At 38.4% G+C, this 17,459-nt stretch carries 14 protein-coding genes, 1 other RNA gene and 1 pseudogene; all 16 read right to left on the bottom strand.

Features of this window, described 5'->3' with window-relative positions; all coding sequences use genetic code 11:
• Positions 1-7 precede the first annotated feature (7 nt).
• An RNA gene (gene ffs, locus A3G9_RS1000000109765) (signal recognition particle sRNA small type) lies at positions 8-103 on the bottom strand.
• Positions 104-126: 23 nt separating this feature from the next.
• Positions 127-2,514, bottom strand: a complete 2,388-nt coding sequence (locus A3G9_RS0101550; RefSeq protein WP_002820793.1) for a Xaa-Pro dipeptidyl-peptidase — start codon at positions 2,512-2,514, stop codon at positions 127-129.
• 65 nt (positions 2,515-2,579) lie between these two features.
• The gene (locus A3G9_RS0101545; protein WP_002820794.1) at positions 2,580-5,321 is read right to left on the bottom strand and encodes a cation-translocating P-type ATPase; all 2,742 of its coding nucleotides are present in this window, start codon (positions 5,319-5,321) and stop codon (positions 2,580-2,582) included.
• Between the two features lie 148 nt (positions 5,322-5,469).
• The gene (locus A3G9_RS0101540; RefSeq protein WP_002820795.1) at positions 5,470-5,940 is read right to left on the bottom strand and encodes a nucleoside deaminase; all 471 of its coding nucleotides are present in this window, start codon (positions 5,938-5,940) and stop codon (positions 5,470-5,472) included.
• Positions 5,915-6,529, bottom strand: a complete 615-nt coding sequence (locus A3G9_RS0101535) for a class I SAM-dependent methyltransferase (RefSeq protein WP_002821737.1) — start codon at positions 6,527-6,529, stop codon at positions 5,915-5,917. Before A3G9_RS0101535 ends, A3G9_RS0101540 begins: the two co-directional genes overlap by 26 nt.
• Positions 6,522-6,758, bottom strand: coding sequence for an acyl-CoA carboxylase biotin carboxyl carrier protein subunit (locus A3G9_RS0101530; RefSeq protein WP_002816842.1), 237 nt, complete (start codon positions 6,756-6,758; stop codon positions 6,522-6,524). The genes A3G9_RS0101535 and A3G9_RS0101530 overlap by 8 nt, the downstream gene beginning before the upstream one ends.
• A 78-nt stretch (positions 6,759-6,836) precedes the next feature.
• On the bottom strand, positions 6,837-7,202 hold the full coding sequence (gene rplL / locus A3G9_RS0101525; RefSeq protein ID WP_002820797.1) for a 50S ribosomal protein L7/L12: 366 nt from the start codon (positions 7,200-7,202) through the stop codon (positions 6,837-6,839).
• 34 nt (positions 7,203-7,236) lie between these two features.
• A complete protein-coding gene (rplJ, locus tag A3G9_RS0101520) occupies positions 7,237-7,830 on the bottom strand; it encodes a 50S ribosomal protein L10 (RefSeq protein ID WP_002821736.1) in 594 nt (197 codons plus the stop codon).
• A gap of 192 nt (positions 7,831-8,022) precedes the next feature.
• Positions 8,023-8,715 (bottom strand): 50S ribosomal protein L1, encoded by a 693-nt coding sequence (rplA, locus tag A3G9_RS0101515; protein WP_002820800.1) that lies wholly within the window; start codon positions 8,713-8,715, stop codon positions 8,023-8,025.
• A gap of 173 nt (positions 8,716-8,888) precedes the next feature.
• A pseudogene (gene rplK, locus A3G9_RS0101510) lies at positions 8,889-9,305 on the bottom strand (50S ribosomal protein L11); the annotation flags it as partial.
• A gap of 121 nt (positions 9,306-9,426) precedes the next feature.
• The gene (locus A3G9_RS0101505) at positions 9,427-10,926 is read right to left on the bottom strand and encodes a gluconate:H+ symporter (RefSeq protein ID WP_002821734.1); all 1,500 of its coding nucleotides are present in this window, start codon (positions 10,924-10,926) and stop codon (positions 9,427-9,429) included.
• Between the two features lie 34 nt (positions 10,927-10,960).
• Entirely contained in the window at positions 10,961-12,517 is a 1,557-nt protein-coding gene (gntK, locus tag A3G9_RS0101500) for a gluconokinase (protein ID WP_002820803.1), read from the bottom strand.
• A gap of 309 nt (positions 12,518-12,826) precedes the next feature.
• Positions 12,827-13,384: a transcription termination/antitermination protein NusG gene (nusG, locus tag A3G9_RS0101490; RefSeq protein ID WP_002816367.1), complete on the bottom strand. Its 558-nt coding sequence runs from the start codon at positions 13,382-13,384 to the stop codon at positions 12,827-12,829.
• A gap of 71 nt (positions 13,385-13,455) precedes the next feature.
• Positions 13,456-13,632 (bottom strand): preprotein translocase subunit SecE, encoded by a 177-nt coding sequence (gene secE / locus A3G9_RS0101485; protein ID WP_002816368.1) that lies wholly within the window; start codon positions 13,630-13,632, stop codon positions 13,456-13,458.
• Positions 13,633-13,760: 128 nt separating this feature from the next.
• A complete protein-coding gene (argS, locus tag A3G9_RS0101480) occupies positions 13,761-15,479 on the bottom strand; it encodes an arginine--tRNA ligase (RefSeq protein WP_002820804.1) in 1,719 nt (572 codons plus the stop codon).
• 275 nt (positions 15,480-15,754) lie between these two features.
• The gene (gene arcD, locus A3G9_RS0101475) at positions 15,755-17,164 is read right to left on the bottom strand and encodes an arginine-ornithine antiporter (RefSeq protein WP_002821733.1); all 1,410 of its coding nucleotides are present in this window, start codon (positions 17,162-17,164) and stop codon (positions 15,755-15,757) included.
• Positions 17,165-17,459 lie beyond the last annotated feature (295 nt).

Here is a 17,459-nt window from a genome sequence, read left to right as displayed (position 1 = left end):
ACATTGAGATAAAACAAAAACGAGCACAATACCTGACTAGCTTAAGGCTGCTACATTCCTGTCCTGACCTGATTCACTAGTGGCATCTGCCCGCTTCTATATTGTAACGAATTTTACAAAAAACTGTCAAAGAATGGGCAAAATAATTTTGCTTTCTTTTAAATCAACAGTATATTCCTGGATTTTTTGAGGATGCAATGTATATTGCATATCGCTGGCAAAAATAAACAAAACTATTTTCGAAGATGCTGTTAAACGATATATCGTTGGCTGAAGCAATAGCTTTAAATCAAGAAACTGATTCTCATATACCTGATTAACAATATTTGGTCCCTGAATATTTTGCAAATTAATGTGGCCGTTAGTAATCAGGTGCTCGTCTGTTTTTTTGGAATAAAAATCGCGTAAAGGAATCGCGTGATCCTCAAAATTAATCTTAAAATTACGGTTTAAAACAATTTTGGTAACTTTGCTGGAATGTTTCCCGGCATTCATTTCGACCAGAGCCGCTGTTAAAAGACCTGTCCGGGAATTTGTTTTAATTCTTAAATTTAATTGAATGCGCCCATTAATTGTCGAATCAGCGATTGTCGGTAAATTTATTTTTAAAAGGGAATTATCGAAAATTTCCTTAGCAGAATAAAAATCCTTCTCGTAATTTTCATAGTTTGAATAATGATTATGATAAATTTCTGTAAGATTATCTTTATAACTGGCCAGTTTTTCACCGGCTAATCTGGCTAAATTAAATTCACTTTTGCGTTCTGTTTGAGTCCAGTCGGACTGGCCATGCCAAATTTCCGGATCGATATTATCTTCGACAATGACTTTCGGAAGGGTCTTTTGAATAGAATTTTCCAATCCAAATAATTCATGAGTCAGCCAGGCGTTGCAAATATCAAGATAGTCAAAAGAACGAATATCATGGGGACTGATATGTTGTCCTTGATGAAGAATTACATTCACGCTTTGACCACTATGCTTCGATAATTTGGCAAGAATATTAAAAACATTTATCGGTTTAACATTCCAATCGTTTAAGCCATGGACGTATAAACAATCAATCTTGATTTTTTCTGCTTGATTTAAATAATTTCGTTGATCCCAAAATTCGTTGTAATTTCCGGTTTGGCGGTCTTCGGCCTTTTTCATTTCCGACAAACTTTTTTCAAAAATCGATTTAATTTTAAAAAACTGTGATCCATCAAACCAACGAGAAAAGGTATCCAAAGCCAAAACGTCCGCATCTTCGCCCTGAAATCCTCCCGGAGCAACTACCAAACCGTTTTCACGATAATAATCGTACCAAGAAGAAATCGCCGACTCGGAAATAATCGTTTTCAAACCAAGTGGATTACGAGTGGCGCAGGCCGTTGCGAGCGTGCCAAGATAACTTCGGCCAGTCATGGCAACCGACCCGTTTGACCAGGCTGCCCGAATCGAATTAGAGGCAGCTTTATCTGTAAATGCTAACCTGTGCCCGCTTAAATACTCAATTGCCGCACAACAAGCCGTTGTCTCATCGGGACCGCCAGATGAACGCAGTCCATCTGAACCACGAGTTCCCAAACCACCATAATACGCAACCGCAAAACCACGAGCCAAAAAATAATCGTTTAACGGAAAGGTCGACGCGCCGGTCTTACTGCTTCTTTTAAAAGATTCTTCCTCAATGACTTCTTGTTTTTTTAAAGCCGGTAATTGCTTTTCGGTCTCGGACGAACTGCCAATTTGAAAATTAAAATCGTCTTTAATCGATAAATCTCCTTCTGGGCTGTGAACATCTTCCTGCATATCATTTGTTCCGTAAAAATAGGGATTGGCCGTCAAAATTACCGGAACTTTAAAATCGGCAACTTCCTTTTTTGGTCGGCTAATCGTCAATAAAAGCAGATCATTTTTCCGATCTTGATCTGTGTCGATTCGTGTATCGATATATACCCTTTCATGAAGAAGATCTTTTTTCTGAAAAACTGCCAATGATTTACCGGCAAAAAAGAGTGGTTTTGGAATTTTATTGGCAAAACTTTCGATCAAAAAGCCATCGCTGACTAAATTATCAATCAAACTTAAACCGTTCGCTGATCGGAGAATCAAAGCATTAAAAAGAAAATCGGCCAAATTAGTCGAATCGATCTTCACTGCTGACAAAACCTGTTGGCCACTGTCGATCAAGAATTGCTTCCCACTGCCAAAATCAATTTCCAAACCCAAATTAAAATCAAGTAATTGATCTATCACTAAATAAAAATCTTCAGCCGAAATCGACTGGAAATCTCTTTCCAAATAAGTTGATAAATCATTTTTCCCGTTAACTAAAATTGCTTTTTCTGCTTCTTTTTTAGCTTCAAAAGAGTGACAATTGGGAAACATTCGCTTAAAGAAAATTTTCAAATTATCATGAAAACTATTTTCAAAAAAACTATCATCAAATAAATTAATTCTCTTCAATTCATCAAAAGGATCAAAAAAAGAATCATCAGTAAAAGCATTGTATTTAAAATTATTTTTCAAAACATCATTCCTTTTATTTAATGATTTAAGTATAGTGAAAACTAGATAATTAGCATAATTTTAAACTAATCATGCTTTCTAACCCAGGCTTTTCGCCCTTCTTCGAGCAAAATCATTGGTAGCGGAACACAGGCCAGAAGAAGCCACTCAAGCGGTTTTAGAGGGGCTGTTTCAAACAAATTCTGCAAAAAAGGAACGTACATTAATACAATTAAAAGTAAAATTTCGAAGAAAATCCCAAAATCGACATGGTGATTGGAAAAAATCCCAATTTTAAAGACTGAAATTTTTTCCGTCCGGGCATCAATTGCAGCCGAAATCTGAAAGAAAACAATTGCTGCTAAGGTCATCGTTGTCGCTTCACGATAATTTGCCCCGGAGGAAACAAGTGCTTGCCCAGGCCAGCCAAGTGTCCAGTTAATAAAGAAGTACGCGGCGGTCGAAATAATTGACCCCCAAAGTCCATACCAGCCAAAAGCTTTGACTAAAAGATTTTTTGTTAACAAGTGGGCCTTGCGATCCCGCGGCGGCTGTTCCATGACGCCAGCCTCGATCTTCTCGGCTCCCAAACCCAAAGCCGGCAACATATCGGTTCCGAGATCAACCGTTAAAATCTGCATAACCGTTAGTGAAAGCGGAATAATTCCTCCGGAAAGCAAGAACAAAACCGACGGAATGGCTTCCGGCATATTAGAGTTCAAAATATAAAGCAGGAATTTTTGAATATTGGAATAAACCGCTCGTCCTTCTTCAATCGCTGATACGATCGAAGCAAAATTATCATCGGTTAAAATCATATCAGCAGCATCTTTAGCAACATCAGTCCCGGAAACACCCATTGCAACACCGATATTGGCTTGTTTTAAAGCAGGAGCATCATTCACTCCATCACCGGTCGAAGCAACGATATGACCCATCGATTGAAGAGTTGTGACAATTTGATATTTTTGTTCCGGAGCGACCCTTGCAAAAATAATCTCACCGCTAAGGGCTTTCTTCAATTGATCGGTATTCATCCGGCTGAGTCTCTCTCCGGTAACAACCTGCACCTTTTTTGATACCAATCCAATTTTCATAGCTACCGACTTGGCCGTCAGTTCTGAATCACCGGTTACCATAATAATCTTGATTCCGGCTGAATGAGCCTTTTTAACTGCCTGATAGACTTGTGGACGAGGTGGGTCTGACATTGACGCCAGGCCAACAAAAATTAAATGTTCTTCCGTATTATCAATTTTGTATTCTTTTGGATCAACCTTATTATCAGTCTCGCGATAGGCAAAAGCCAAAGAACGCAGACCATCGCTGGCATATTTTCGATTGGCATCGAGGATTTCTTTTTTATCGTTTTCCGTGATCGAACGAACTTTTCCATTATCTAAAATTCTATCGGTAACTTGAAGAACAAAATCCAAAGCCCCTTTCGTAAAAATAACCCTTTTATTGTCAGCAAGTTGATGAATGGTACTCATTCTTTGACGACGAGAATCAAAGTGAACTTCGTGAATTCGAGGCATTTTCTTTTTCAAAGCAACAAAATCGATTCCTGATTTTTCAGTCAAAATCGTCAAAGAAGCCTCGGTAGGAGTGCCAATTATTTTCGGACTGTCTTTTAAAGATTTTGGTGCTTGAACTTCTGTGTCGTTATCAAGACTGGCAATTTTAATTAATTGTTCTAAAGATGAATGTTCACTTAAAACAACCGGCTTGTTTTTCTCCCGAATTTCACCATTATTAATGTAGCCTTCGCCCGAGACCTCATATTCGGATTCTTTGGTCCAAATATGATTAATCGTCATCTGATTCTGCGTTAAGGTACCGGTTTTATCTGTCGCGATAACCGTTGTTTCACCCAGGGTCTCAACCGAATTAAGATTCTTAACCAAGGCATTTTTATGAGCCATCCGTTGAACAGCTTGTGCCAAAGAAAGTGTGACTGTCGGTAAGAGACCTTCCGGAATAAATGCAACAATCATTCCCAAAGAAAATATAAAGGACTTGGCAATTGGATTTTTAACCAAAAAGACGGCAGCGAAGAAAAAGACAACTCCGATCGAAATGGCAATGATTGACAACTGCCGAGTCAAACGATTCAGTTCGATCTGCAGAGGGGAATCAACCCGTTTAGCTGTCTGCGTTAATTGGGCAATTTTTCCAAACTCTGTTTTCATGCCGGTTGACAAGGCAATTGCCAAACCAGTTCCAACGGAAACAGTCGTTCCGGCATATATCAGATTTCCGTAAGCAAACTTGCCCTGCCCTTTTGAATAGTCGGGCGATTTACTGATAAGTGTCGATTCGCCAGTTAGTGCTGATTCGTCGACTTGCAATTCATCAGTTTCGATCAAACGAGCATCGGCCGAAATTGAATTACCAGCCTGTATCGAAAAAATATCTCCCGGAACCATTTTCGTTGCTTCAATTTTTGTTAATTTTCCGTCGCGATAGACGCTGGCATATGTTGGGAGCATTTTCATTAAAGAATCAGTTGCTTTTTTAGCAGCGAATTCCTGCCAGAACGAAAAAAGGCCGTTTATAACGTTAACAGCCCAAATAGCAATTCCCAGTTCGGTAATTCCGGCAAAAATCGCAATAATACCGGATACCCAGAGCAAAATTGCCATCATGCTGCTAAAAGATTTAAAAAAAGTTTTTATTTGAGATTCACCGCGTGCGCGGGTAATAATATTTGAACCGAATTTTTTTAATTTTTGTTCGGCCTGCGATTGTGTAAGACCGTTCTTGTTCGAATCCAGTTGCTTGTATAACTCTTTTAAATCGATTTCAGCAAAATCTTTGTCATCCATATTAAATTAAAACTCCTCAAACAGTAAAGACTATCGCTGCTAATAATAGATACCAAAATGAGACAATTTATCGAGATCAGTATTCAGCTACATTATATATCTCTTCCAGGGAATGGATTCTTTCAATCAACAATGCAGTTCTGCTTTCTTATTGATTTTTTCTTAGCTTTCTGAAAAAATCCTGCATTAAATTAGCCGATTGTTTGGCCAAAACATCCGGATATACCTCGACAAAATGATTTGAGCGACTATCTTCCAACAAATGATAAAGTGAAGAAACACCACCAAATTTCGGATCGGCGGCTCCATAAAATAATCTTGGAATTCGACTTTGAATGATAGCTCCACAACACATAACGCAGGGTTCGATAGTCACGAATAAGGAGCAATCATTCAAACGCCAGTCACCCAGAGAACGATTAGCCCCTTCGATTACTAATTTTTCGGCATGAGCCGTAGCAATTCCGGATTGTTCTTTTCGATTATGGTCGGCTGCAATCACTTGGTTATCTTTAACCAAGACCGCCCCAATTGGGACTTCTCCTTCATCAAAAGCCGTCTGGGCCTGCTTTAAGGCCAATTGCATGAATTCTTCAGTCATTGACTGATTGTAAGACATAGTAACCTTTATTGCGTTTTAGAATTTCGACATTTTCAAATGTATTTTTAAGATTCTTTTCGGCTGAAGGCGCTCCCTGCTTTTTCTGGAGAACAGCTAAAATTATGCCTCCGTTGATTAAATGCTTTTTACTTTCTACAAGCATTTTGGTAACAACGGTTTTCCCGGCTCTGATTGGTGGATTAACAATGATCGCTGCGTAACTGCCAGTAACATTTTCATAAATATTGGACTGAAAAACATTCGCTGAAAAATCATTCAGTTCCAAATTATTTTTTGCCAAATTTAAAGAACGCTGATTGACATCAACCATATCAATCTTCAAATCTGGCTTAAGCGCTTTGAGACTGATACCGACTGGTCCGTAACCGGTACCGAGATCGAGAATTTTTCCGTCTGGAAGTTCTTGAAAATGGCTATGAATAGTTTCCAAAAGAACCTTCGTACCAAAATCCACTCTTAACTTTGAAAAAACACCGGCATCTGTTTTGAAAATAAGTTCCCTGCCGGCAAAATTAAAATTAATTGTATGCAAATCATGTGCCGAAGTCGGCTGATTTGTAAAATATTGTTCCTGTTTTTTATTCATCGCTCGCTATTTCAAACAAAGTATCGGTTGCAATTACTCGATCTCCAACATTGACATTAATTGAAGAAATAATCCCGGTCGTTTCACTCAATATTTCGTTTTTAACATTATTAACACTCAATGTGCCAATAACATCACCAGCATTAACCTTCTCTTTTTGCTTAACTTGAATATCAGTAATTCTGCCTGCAACCGGAGCCAGAATTCTAATCGATCTTTCTTCTTTCATATCTCTTCATTATATCCTGAGGAAAATTGAAATTAAGAGACAAAAAAACCGCTTAAGCGGTTTTAAAAAAATCTTAAATTACTTAAGGGTAACAGTAGCGCCGGCTGCTTCGAGCTTTGACTTCAAGTCATTAGCATCAGACTCGTTCAAGTCCTTTTTAATAACTGATGGTGCACCGTCAACCAAGTCTTTAGACTCTTTTAAACCAAGGCCGGTTGCGTCACGAACGGCCTTAATAACACCGATCTTAGCCTGTCCTGGTTCAGTTAACTCAACATCGAATGAATCTTTAGCTGCAGCATCGTCGCCAGCAGCGCCGGCTGCTGCGACTGGAGCAGCAGCCGAAACACCGAATTCGTCTTCGATTGCCTTAACTAAGTCGGCTAAATCGAGGATTGAAGCTTCTTTCAAAGAAGCGATAATTGCATCTTTATCAAATGCCATGTTTTTCCTCCAATATGCAGATTAATTCTGCGCTTTATTTGTTTTCAGTAGTCGAAGCATCGGATGCTTCAGCCTTTGTAGATTTTGAATCGTCACTAGCTGTTTCCTGTGCTGGAGTCTCAGCTGTTTCACCATCTGCTTCGCGCTTTTCGGCAACAGCTTTAACTGCGTACATAAAGCTGCGGAGCGGTGACTGGAATTCGGCAAGTAATTGCTGGAGCAAAGTCTCCTTGGAAGGCAATGCAGCATAACGATTAATTGTGTCAAGATCCGCAACTTTGCGATCGATGACTCCACCTTTTAATTCCAAAGCATCAGCAGTACCACTGAATTTCTTTAAAATTCGAGCAGGGGCAACCACATCCTCTTTAGAAAAGGCAATTGCTGAAGGTCCCTTGAACAAATCATTTAACTCTTGGTAACCAGCTTTTTCAGCTGCACGAGTTAAAATCTTGTTTTTGATAACCTTGAGTGAAACGCCTTCGTCACGAAGCTGGGCCCGCAAATCATCAGCCTGGGCAACAGTCAAACCACGCACGTCAGCAACAACCGCCGATACGGAATTTGAAAACATATCAGCAACTTCGTCAACTTTTTGAGCTTTGACTGCAATCGTTTTTTCGCTCATGAGATATCCTTTCCGTAAATAGTTCTACACATAAGAAAACCGCGCAATAGACGCGGCCATAAAAAAGCTTAGCTTTCCTCGGCAGGAATTACACCTTACGGCAACCGACGTCTTAGGTAAAAACGATATTTACTTTAATGATGATACACAAAACGACTCGATTTCTCAAGTCGTTCGGAAAATACTTGCTAATTATAATGAAGAAACATCAAGTTCAACACCAGGTCCCATTGTTGAAGCCAAGTGAGCACTTAATACATAAGTTCCTTTAACAGTGCTTGGACGAGCGCCAAGAATCGTTGAAGAAACACTTTTGATATTTTCAGCTAACTTATCACTATCAAAAGAAACTTTTCCAACCGGAACGGCAACATTACCATTTTTATCAGTCCGGTAAGTTACTTGACCACCCTTGGCATCACTAACGGCTTTTGTAACATCCATCGTTACAGTGCCTTCCTTAGGGTTTGGCATCAGGCCTTTAGGACCCAAAGCGCGACCAACTCGACCGACTTTGGCCATTTGATCAGGAGTTGCGATTGCAACATCGAAATCAGTCCAACCGCTCTGAACTTTTTGGATCAAATCATCAGTACCAACGAAATCAGCACCGGCTTGAGTAGCATCTTTGGCTTTTTCACCATCGGCAAAAACAACAACCGTTTTTGGATTACCAGATCCATTCGGCAAAACAATTGCACCACGTAATTGTTGATCCGCTTTAGTTGTATCGACATTTAAATCAAATACAACTTCAACATTGGAATCAAAATTGGTAAATGAAATATCTTTTACCAAAGTTGCGGCATCGACAAGTGAATACTTTTTGGAATGGTCGATTTTCTCGGCGGCAGCTAAATATTTTTTACTGTGTTTCTTAACCATTATTCAGCGCTCCCTTCCGCTGGAGTATCAGTTGCATCAGCATCTTCATCATCTTTTTTGACCGTAACGCCAGCTTCGGCAGCAGCACCTTCAGCTTCAGCTTCAGCTTCGGCTTCGGCAATTTCAGCACCGGTTGCCAGACGGGCAGCACCTTGATCAAGGGATTTGCCATCAACAAGAAATCCCATTGAACGAGCCGTTCCCTTAACAATGTTAATAGCTGCTTCAAGGCTGCCGGCATTCAAGTCAGGCAGCTTGGTCTTAGCAATTTCTTCAATTTGTGCTGAAGTCACGTTAGCAACTTTCAAAGTATTCGGTTGTCCCGAACCTTTGTCGACCTTAGCTGCTTTCCGTAATAAGTCAGAAGCCGGTGGGGTCTTTAATACAAAAGTGTATGAACGGTCTTCGTAAACCGAAATTACGACTGGAACGATTGATCCCACCATATCCTTTGTCTGTGCATTAAAACTCTTGGTAAATTCACCAATATTAACACCAGCTTGTCCTAAAGCTGGTCCAACCGGTGGGGCTGGAGTAGCTTTAGCGGCTGGAATTTGTAATTTAACAATTTTTACGACATTTTTTGCCACGATAATGTCTCCTCTCATAAATCTAGCGGTGGAAACGTAGCCGTGACGCTACTTCCGCACATGATCGTTTAAAACATGCAGAGTTAATAATACGCTGACTTGATAATTTAATCAACAATAATCAGTGGAAAATCGTCGACAACAAAAGAACCATTAATAATCCAACTACGGAAATCAAAGTCTCCAATACAGTCCAGGTTTTCAAAGTTTCTTTAACATCCAAATCAAAGAATTCCTTGAACATCCAGAAACCAGCATCGTTAACATGGCTGGCAGCTAGCGAACCGGCACCGATAGCCAAAACAACAAATGCCGGGTTAATAGCTGTTTGCGAAGCTACAATCGGAGCAACAATACCAGCTGAAGTCATTCCGGCAACAGTCGCCGAACCAACTGAAACACGAATTATTACAGCAACCAACCAGGCAAACAGAATCGGCGACATTGACGAGTGAGCAAAGGCCTGAGCAATTGTGGTTGAAATTCCACCGGAAGTCAGGACACCTTTAAAGGCAGCTCCACCACCAATAACCATCAGCAAATTCGCAATCGATTTGATAGCATCGGTTAATGTATTATTAACATCTTTAATCGAACGCCCCTGAAGCGGTCCCATTGACCAAAGAGCAAACAATAAAGCAATTACCATCGCAATTAAAGGATTGCCAAGAAAAGCAATGATTTTCTGAAAAGTTGTTGGATGAAGCAGATAACCTTTTTGGTCCGCAGTTCTCATTGCCTTCCATGCAGCATCACCGATCGTACCGGTGTAAACCTTTTTTCCACCATTAACAACCATCGTAATAATTGTTGTAATAACCATAAAGATAACTGCCATCAAGGAAGTCAAAATAGAAATTCCAAATGACGGGGTATCCTCTAATTTAAATTCCTTAACTGTTCCCAAAGCGTCTAGATGCTTGGTAATTTTAAAAGCTTTTGGTACATATTTTTGGGCTATTCTCGTAAACACAGGACCAGCGATAATCATCGCCGGAATTGCCACGATAATTCCATAAATCAAGACCATTCCCATGTTGGCACCAAGAAGATTGCTGACCGCCGTCGGTGATGGTTGAGGAGGCAGAAAGCCTTGGGCCGCCGACAAGGCGGTCGCCATTGGAATACCCAAATAGAGCAAAGGAACATCGGCTTCCAAGGCGATCGTAAAGACGATTGGAATCAAAACAACTAATCCAACTTCAAACAGCAGGGAAATTCCAATAATAAACGAAGCAAAAGCAACCGCCCATTGGAGCCTTTTCCGTCCGAATTTAGCAATCAAAGTTTTGGCAATTCGATAAGAACCACCGGAATCGGAAACCAAGCGGCCGATCATAGAACCAAATCCGAAGACAACAACCAATTCGCCCAAGGTTCCACCAATTCCGTTTTGTATTGCCGCAGCAATCCCGGCCGGATTCATTCCCAAAGCGAAAGCAACAATAATTGAAACAAGGATCAAAGTAACAAAAGTATTGATTTTAAATTTTAAAATCAAAGTTAAAAGTAAAGCGATTCCTAAAACTAAAATCAGGAAAGGCCAAATATTAAACCCGTTAACCAGCCAAGAAAAAAAGCCGGTTTTCGGATCGACAGTAATAGCTGCAAGTGACGACATATTTCCTCCAAAATCCAAAAAAATTAATAAACGATTACTTTTCCGTTAGTTTAATGTGAACATGTTCACGCTGGAAATTAGCAATGTTTTCGTATTCCGTCTGTAATTGACGACTCAAGCGAATAAAAATTGGTGTAAGTTCACGATAAGTCTCGTAATTTTCTGGATTTGGTTTGTACGTTTCAGCACCGCCAAGCATGCCAGATATGTTTTCAATTTTGTCCGTTAAGCCTAAAGCTTTTTGTCCAACAACCGTCGCTGCCAAAGCACCGGATTCGATCTCCTGCGGAACGGTCACGGATTGTTCGAAAATGTCGGCCAGCATTTGCCGCCATAAAGCCGAATGAGCGAATCCACCAGTTGCCTGAACCGATTTCAACTCGCCAACTACTTCTTCCAGGGCTAAGGCGACCATATAAATATTGAAGATAATTCCTTCAAGGACCGCCCGTACCATATGAGCACGAGTATGATAATGCGTCAGGCCAAAAAAGGATCCGCGCGCATTGGCATCCCAAATCGGTGCTCTTTCACCACCGAGATAAGGATGAAAAAGCAAACCATCAGCACCAGCCGGAACTTTCGAAGCTATTTCAGTCAATAAATCATAACTATCGATACCTAAAAGCGCAGCCGTTGATTTTTCGGCATCAAAAAGATTGTCGCGAGCCCAACGAAAGACATCACCGCCATTGTTAACCGGACCGCCGACAACCCAATGATTGCGATCAAGGGCGTAAGTAAAAGTACGTCCTTTTGGATCTATTTTTGGTTTGTCTGTAACAACCCTGATCGCACCGGAAGTACCAATCGTAACGGCAGCAACCCCTGGCTGAATAGCATTCACGCCAAGATTTGATAACGGACCGTCACCAGCGCCATAGATAAATGGAGTATCAACCGGAATGCCGATCACCTTAGCGTATTCTTTGCTCATACCACGTTCGATTTCATAAGGTTCAACCGGAGTTGGCAACTGATCTTTAGACAGTCCGGTAATTTGTAAGGCCTGTTGATCCCAATCCAAATTGAAAATATTGAAAAGGCCGGTTCCTGAAGCAATCGAGATATCCATTTTATTTGTTTTAAACAAACGATGGAATATATATTCCTTGATGCCAAGGAAATGCTTGGACTTTTTATAAATATCCTGTTGTTCGTTTTTGAGCCACAAAAGTTTACTCAAAGGTGCCATTGGATGAATCGGCGTGCCGGTCTTGCTGTATATTTCCTGGCCGACGCCGCTTTCTTTTAATTGTTCGGAATATTTAAAAGCTCGTCCGTCGGCCCAAGTGATCACGCGAGTTAACGGCTTCCAATCTTTATCAAAAGCAATCAGCGAATGCATTGCAGAACTAAAAGAAACGCCGAGAATCTTATCGTCATTCTCTAATTTTCCAGCGCGAACAACATCCGTGAGAGAATCAATCAAAGCTTCAAAAATTTCGACCGGATCTTCTTCGGCCATATCCGGTTTGTCGCGATAAAGCGGATATCCCTTACTCGAAGAGGCGATTATATGGCCCTTTAGATCAAATAGTACCGACTTTGTACTAGTTGTTCCGAGGTCGACGCCAATCATGTAATCCATATCTTCCTCCTAATTTTTCAAAAATAATCTAAATTAAAAATTTGAAACTATTTTCATTGACGCAAAGCAGTTAAAAAAGATTCAAATTATTAAAAGGAAAACCGGATTCCGAAAGGACGATCAAACAAGAAATCCATTGTAGCGATTCACTCGGAAATATTTTGGTTAAATTTTCATAATCAAGTTTAAGAAAAATCGTCAAAATAAAAACTTGCAAGCAAAGATTATAAGTCGATGACTGAAGTTTTATGTAATTTGAAATTATTTCTTCCTTTGGCAGGAAAACGGTTTCCTTAATTGATTATACTATCAATATATTTTATCGATGTCATTAAATGGAACTTCTGTTTCGGTTTCACGCCCAAACATGTCGACAAGTACTTGGACTTCTTGCTTTTCCCTATCAATGGCAGTAATTTTACCTTCCATGCCATTCATGGCGCCACCGATAATCGAGACAGTTTCTCCGACTTTAACATTAAGATCATCGACTTTGCGCTCAATCAAGCCCATTCGATGCATAATCCGATCAATTTCGTCTTTTGTAACAGGATTTGGTTTTGACCCTTGACCATGGGAGCCCAAAAATCCGGTTACTCCCGGAGTATTACGAACAACGTACCAGGACTGATCGGTCATTACCATTTCCACCAAAACATAACCAGGGAAATCATTTTCAACAACTTTTTTTAATTCGCCATTTGGGCCAGTTTTGATCTTTTCATTTTCAGGCACGATAACTTGAAAAATAAAATCAGTCATTCCCATCGATTCACGACGCTGTTCCAAATTTTGTTTAACTCGATTTTCATAACCTGAATAGGTATGAACAACATACCAATCTTTTTGTGGTTCTTCTTCAGCCATAATTACCTCTTTTAGTTCAAAATAAAAACCGCGGTCCCCCTCGGTTTCTCTATACTCAATATAACTGATTTCTATTTATTCATCAAGAACTTTATGCCAATACCAACTAATAAATCAACCAAGGCCAAAAATCCCGAAAAGAATAAAGAAGTAATAATGACATAATTAGTATCCCGGCTGGTCTCATCGCCATTCAACCAAGTAACATTTTTCATTTCTTCGATTGTACCTTTTATATAACGAATCATACTGCCAATATCTTAACAGATTTAAGCGGTAGTGTCATTGTCATTTTTTAAACCATAAATAATGATTTTTCCAACAAAGCATAGTCACTCTAAATTAAAAAAACATAAGAGACCGTAAAAAAATAATTTCACATCTGATCAGGGGCTTGTACATCAAGCAATTCAAGACCTTTTTTTAAAACAATTGCAACTGCATCAACAAGAGCTAAGCGTGAACTCAATTGTTTGTCTTCTACCAAAATATGAACTTTAGAATAATAAGAATTAAATTCATGCGCTAAATTCAATAAATACTTCGCAATAATAGATGGTTCGCGCAAAATCCAAGCACGTTTGACAATATCAGGATAAACTGAGAGTTTTGAAACAACAGCCCAAGAATCATTATCAAGTAATTTTATTGCATCATTTATATCGATTTTTATGCTAGATTTACGCAATATACTAACAGCCCTTACATGAGTATATTGAACATAGGGTCCAGTATCCCCTTCAAATTTAACTATTTGATCTAGATCAAAATCAATAGACAGAGTTCGATCGTTCATTAAATCATTAAATATTACTGCACCAGTACCAACTTGTTCAGCGACCTTATCGGAATTAGATAAATTAGGATTTTTTTCTGCAATCTGATTTTTTGCTAATTTATGAGCTGAATCTAAAACTTGTTCAAGCTTAACTACGTTGCCCTTTCGTGTAGACATTTTTTTACCATTGAAAGTAATTAAACCAAAATATATGTGTTCCATATCGTCTGACCAATTGAACCCAGCAAGTTTCAAAATGGCTTTAATTTGTTTAAAGTATTCCTTTTGTTCGGCACCAACCACATACAAACATTTGTCAAAATGATAAGTAGTTTGACGATAAAATGCAGTTGCAAGATCGCGGGTAGCGTACTGAGTAGCACCATCCGAACGTAAAATGATTGAAACCGGAAGATTATAAGCAGGCAATAAGCTCGGTAAATCTACAATTTGTGCACCCCGGGATTCTGTTAAAATACCTTTGTTTTTAAGAAGATCAATTATCACACTCATCTTATCTTGATAAAAAGATTCGCCATTCATAGAATCAAAAGTGACCCCAAGGCGTTGATAAACTTTATTAAATTCTCTTAACGAAACATTTTTGAACCACTTCCAAAGTTCTCTGGCTTCTGGATCCCCGTCCTCAAGTTTTTTAAACCAAGATCGTCCAGCCTCAGACAATTCAGGATTAGTCTCAGCTTCTTTATTTATGCGAACATATAATTTGACCAATTCATCAACTGGATTCTGCTCAATGATATCTTTGTTTCCCCACAATTTATATGCTTCAATCATTAAACCGAATTGAGTTCCCCAATCCCCTAGGTGATTAATTTTAATTGTTTTATAACCATTTTCATTAGCAATTCTGCTTAGCGATTCCCCGATCATGGTCGAACGTAAATGTCCCATTGACATCGGCTTTGCAATGTTTGGAGAAGATAATTCAACAATAATAGTTTTTTTATTTCCAGCATTATTTTTGCCATATGAATCGTTGTTAATAATGTCTGATATTAGTGTTGAAGCCTCTCTTTTCCTGTCCAAAAAGAAATTAATATATGCACCATTATGTTCAATTTTTTCAAAATTGGTATCGCTTTTATTCAGTCTGTTATAAATAGAAAAAGCAACTTGGTCAGGAGAAAGATGAAAAATTTTAGATAAACCAAAAACCGGAAAAGCATAGTCACCATTTTTGAGCATCTTAGGTTTCTCGACCAATTTTTTTAAATTAAAATTCATCGGTAAATCATAACCTGATTCCTTAATTGCAATTGATAGTTCATCCACGATTTTTTCTTCGTTAGTCATAATACCCTAATTATACAAAGACTAGAGTAATGGAATCCTTAAAAATTAGAGTTCAAGTAAAAATATAATATTGATTAAACAAAAATTTAATAATTAATATTCTTTAACAATTCAATACTGTTTTGCTATGTGCTGTAGAGATTTGCACTGGCTTCCACTAATAGGTGTCTATGCATAAGCCTTGTAAAAGAATTTCAATCCCTCATAATTTTCCTGGTCTCAGAAAATTATAAATTTCTATTTTCTATTTTTTCAAGTTTTAATAAATCCAAGTGCTAATAATCCAATTGCCACAAAACCAAAAAAACAATTAGAGTTGCAATTTTTTTTTCGTTATTAGAAAAACCGTATTTCCCTTGTTCTTTCCTTGCTCTAACATAGCAATATATACCAGGAATATAAGCGATTAGACACAATAACAAATACTGAATTCCAGCCAAAATGATTACGTTAACTTGAAATACAAAAGCAATAATTCCATAAAAAAACTGTCTCTTATTATTTAACTCTTTGTCCAATAAAGAAAATTTTATTTGATAAGCCGCTACAAAAACGTAGGTAACAATCGTTGCAACAGTACAAAGCGAATATGCAAAAATATAAGCTTTGTCTGTTACAAGGAGAGTAAGAAGAAACAACTGAAATAAACACTCAGTAGAGAATAAAGCAAAAGTTGATGCGTTACGTTTATTCGTCCTTCCGAAAATTTTCGGTAACAAGCCTTCATTTGCCATATCGCTCATTGTTTGAGCTGGAATCATTGTCCAAGACAACCACGAACCTGTAATCGATATGACTACTCCCAAACCAATTAAAGTTCCGCCCCATTTTCCAACCATGCGTTGAAAAAGATATTGCATAGAAGGGCTACGCAATTGAGAAAGCTTAGCTTGGCTTAGTATTCCATAAGGCAGAATTGAAACAAGCACATAAATTGCAAGCAAACATGATAGTCCGAGTACTGTAGCGAGGCCGACATCTCGCTTAGATTTAGCGTGTTTCGCCATCACCGAAGCGCCTTCAATCCCCACAAAGACCCACATGATAACCATGAGACAGCCTCTAATTTGATTTGCTACATCACCAAAATGAAAACCAGAAGAAATGTTGCTATTAAACGTACTCCAAAAATCGGAATCAAAAACATTAAATTTAAAAAGAATAAAGGAGAAAGTAATAAAAATAAATATAGGTATTAATTTGCAGATTGCGATAAATGTGTTTATAAAAGAAGCCGATTCAATTCCCCGATTTACAAGAACGGTTAAAACCCACGACAAAATAGAAGCAGCTACAACCGAAGGAAGGTTCTGTCCGTTACCAAACACTGGAAAGAAAAACCCAGTTGCTGACATTAGCATCGTAGCAAAAGCAATATTGCTTAGCCAAGAAGATAGCCAATAACCCCAGCCAGAAATAAAACCAGCGAATGGCCCAAAACCTTCCTGAGCATAAACGAAAATACCATTCAATTTAGGTTTCTTTAATACCAAATTATTAATCGAGAGAACAAGCCCTAGAATGCCGATACCGCAGATCATCCAAGCTATAAGTGCTGCTCCTGGAGAGGCAGAACTTGCAATTCCAGAAATTAAACCAAAAATACCTGCTCCAATAGATGAATTTATAACAATAGCAATTAAAGAAATTAAGCCAATTCCAGATTTTTTTGTCCTTTTTTTCATAAATTAATGCTCTTTTCCTACTTACAAATAAAATTGTCCTTGTAAATAGATTACTTTTAATTTCAACAAACTAATTTGCTCAACTAATTTATAAATTGAAATCTAAGATTTAGCTAATTAATAATTCTATAAAGATTCTCAATTCAGTCTAACCAAAGTTATAAGTAATAACGAATATTACATAATATTTATATTATGTAATTAAAAATTTTTGCAAAGTACTTTCGATTACAGTAAATGGCTTTGGCCACATAGAACTCGGCCAAAGCCATTTAAAAGGTTAAATCAATTTAAA

The organism is Oenococcus oeni DSM 20252 = AWRIB129, from assembly GCF_000372485.1.
GTDB classification, from domain to species: Bacteria; Bacillota; Bacilli; order Lactobacillales; family Lactobacillaceae; genus Oenococcus; species Oenococcus oeni.
The sequence above is the reverse complement of the archived record's forward strand: the minus strand, read 5'-3'. Positions and strand labels throughout refer to the sequence as shown.

Excerpts from the sequence above, each read along its gene's own strand:
- A3G9_RS0101545 (WP_002820794.1), bottom strand. The coding sequence starts at position 5,321 with ATGGATGACAAAGATTTTGCTGAAATCGATTTAAAAGAGTTATACAAG.
- A3G9_RS0101540 (WP_002820795.1), bottom strand. The coding sequence starts at position 5,940 with ATGTCTTACAATCAGTCAATGACTGAAGAATTCATGCAATTGGCCTTA.
- A3G9_RS0101535 (WP_002821737.1), bottom strand. The coding sequence starts at position 6,529 with ATGAATAAAAAACAGGAACAATATTTTACAAATCAGCCGACTTCGGCA.
- A3G9_RS0101530 (WP_002816842.1), bottom strand. The coding sequence starts at position 6,758 with ATGAAAGAAGAAAGATCGATTAGAATTCTGGCTCCGGTTGCAGGCAGA.
- rplL (WP_002820797.1), bottom strand. The coding sequence starts at position 7,202 with ATGGCATTTGATAAAGATGCAATTATCGCTTCTTTGAAAGAAGCTTCA.
- rplJ (WP_002821736.1), bottom strand. The coding sequence starts at position 7,830 with ATGAGCGAAAAAACGATTGCAGTCAAAGCTCAAAAAGTTGACGAAGTT.
- rplA (WP_002820800.1), bottom strand. The coding sequence starts at position 8,715 with ATGGTTAAGAAACACAGTAAAAAATATTTAGCTGCCGCCGAGAAAATC.
- A3G9_RS0101505 (WP_002821734.1), bottom strand. The coding sequence starts at position 10,926 with ATGTCGTCACTTGCAGCTATTACTGTCGATCCGAAAACCGGCTTTTTT.
- gntK (WP_002820803.1), bottom strand. The coding sequence starts at position 12,517 with ATGGATTACATGATTGGCGTCGACCTCGGAACAACTAGTACAAAGTCG.
- nusG (WP_002816367.1), bottom strand. The coding sequence starts at position 13,384 with ATGGCTGAAGAAGAACCACAAAAAGATTGGTATGTTGTTCATACCTAT.
- secE (WP_002816368.1), bottom strand. The coding sequence starts at position 13,632 with ATGATTCGTTATATAAAAGGTACAATCGAAGAAATGAAAAATGTTACT.
- argS (WP_002820804.1), bottom strand. The coding sequence starts at position 15,479 with ATGACTAACGAAGAAAAAATCGTGGATGAACTATCAATTGCAATTAAG.
- arcD (WP_002821733.1), bottom strand. The coding sequence starts at position 17,164 with ATGAAAAAAAGGACAAAAAAATCTGGAATTGGCTTAATTTCTTTAATT.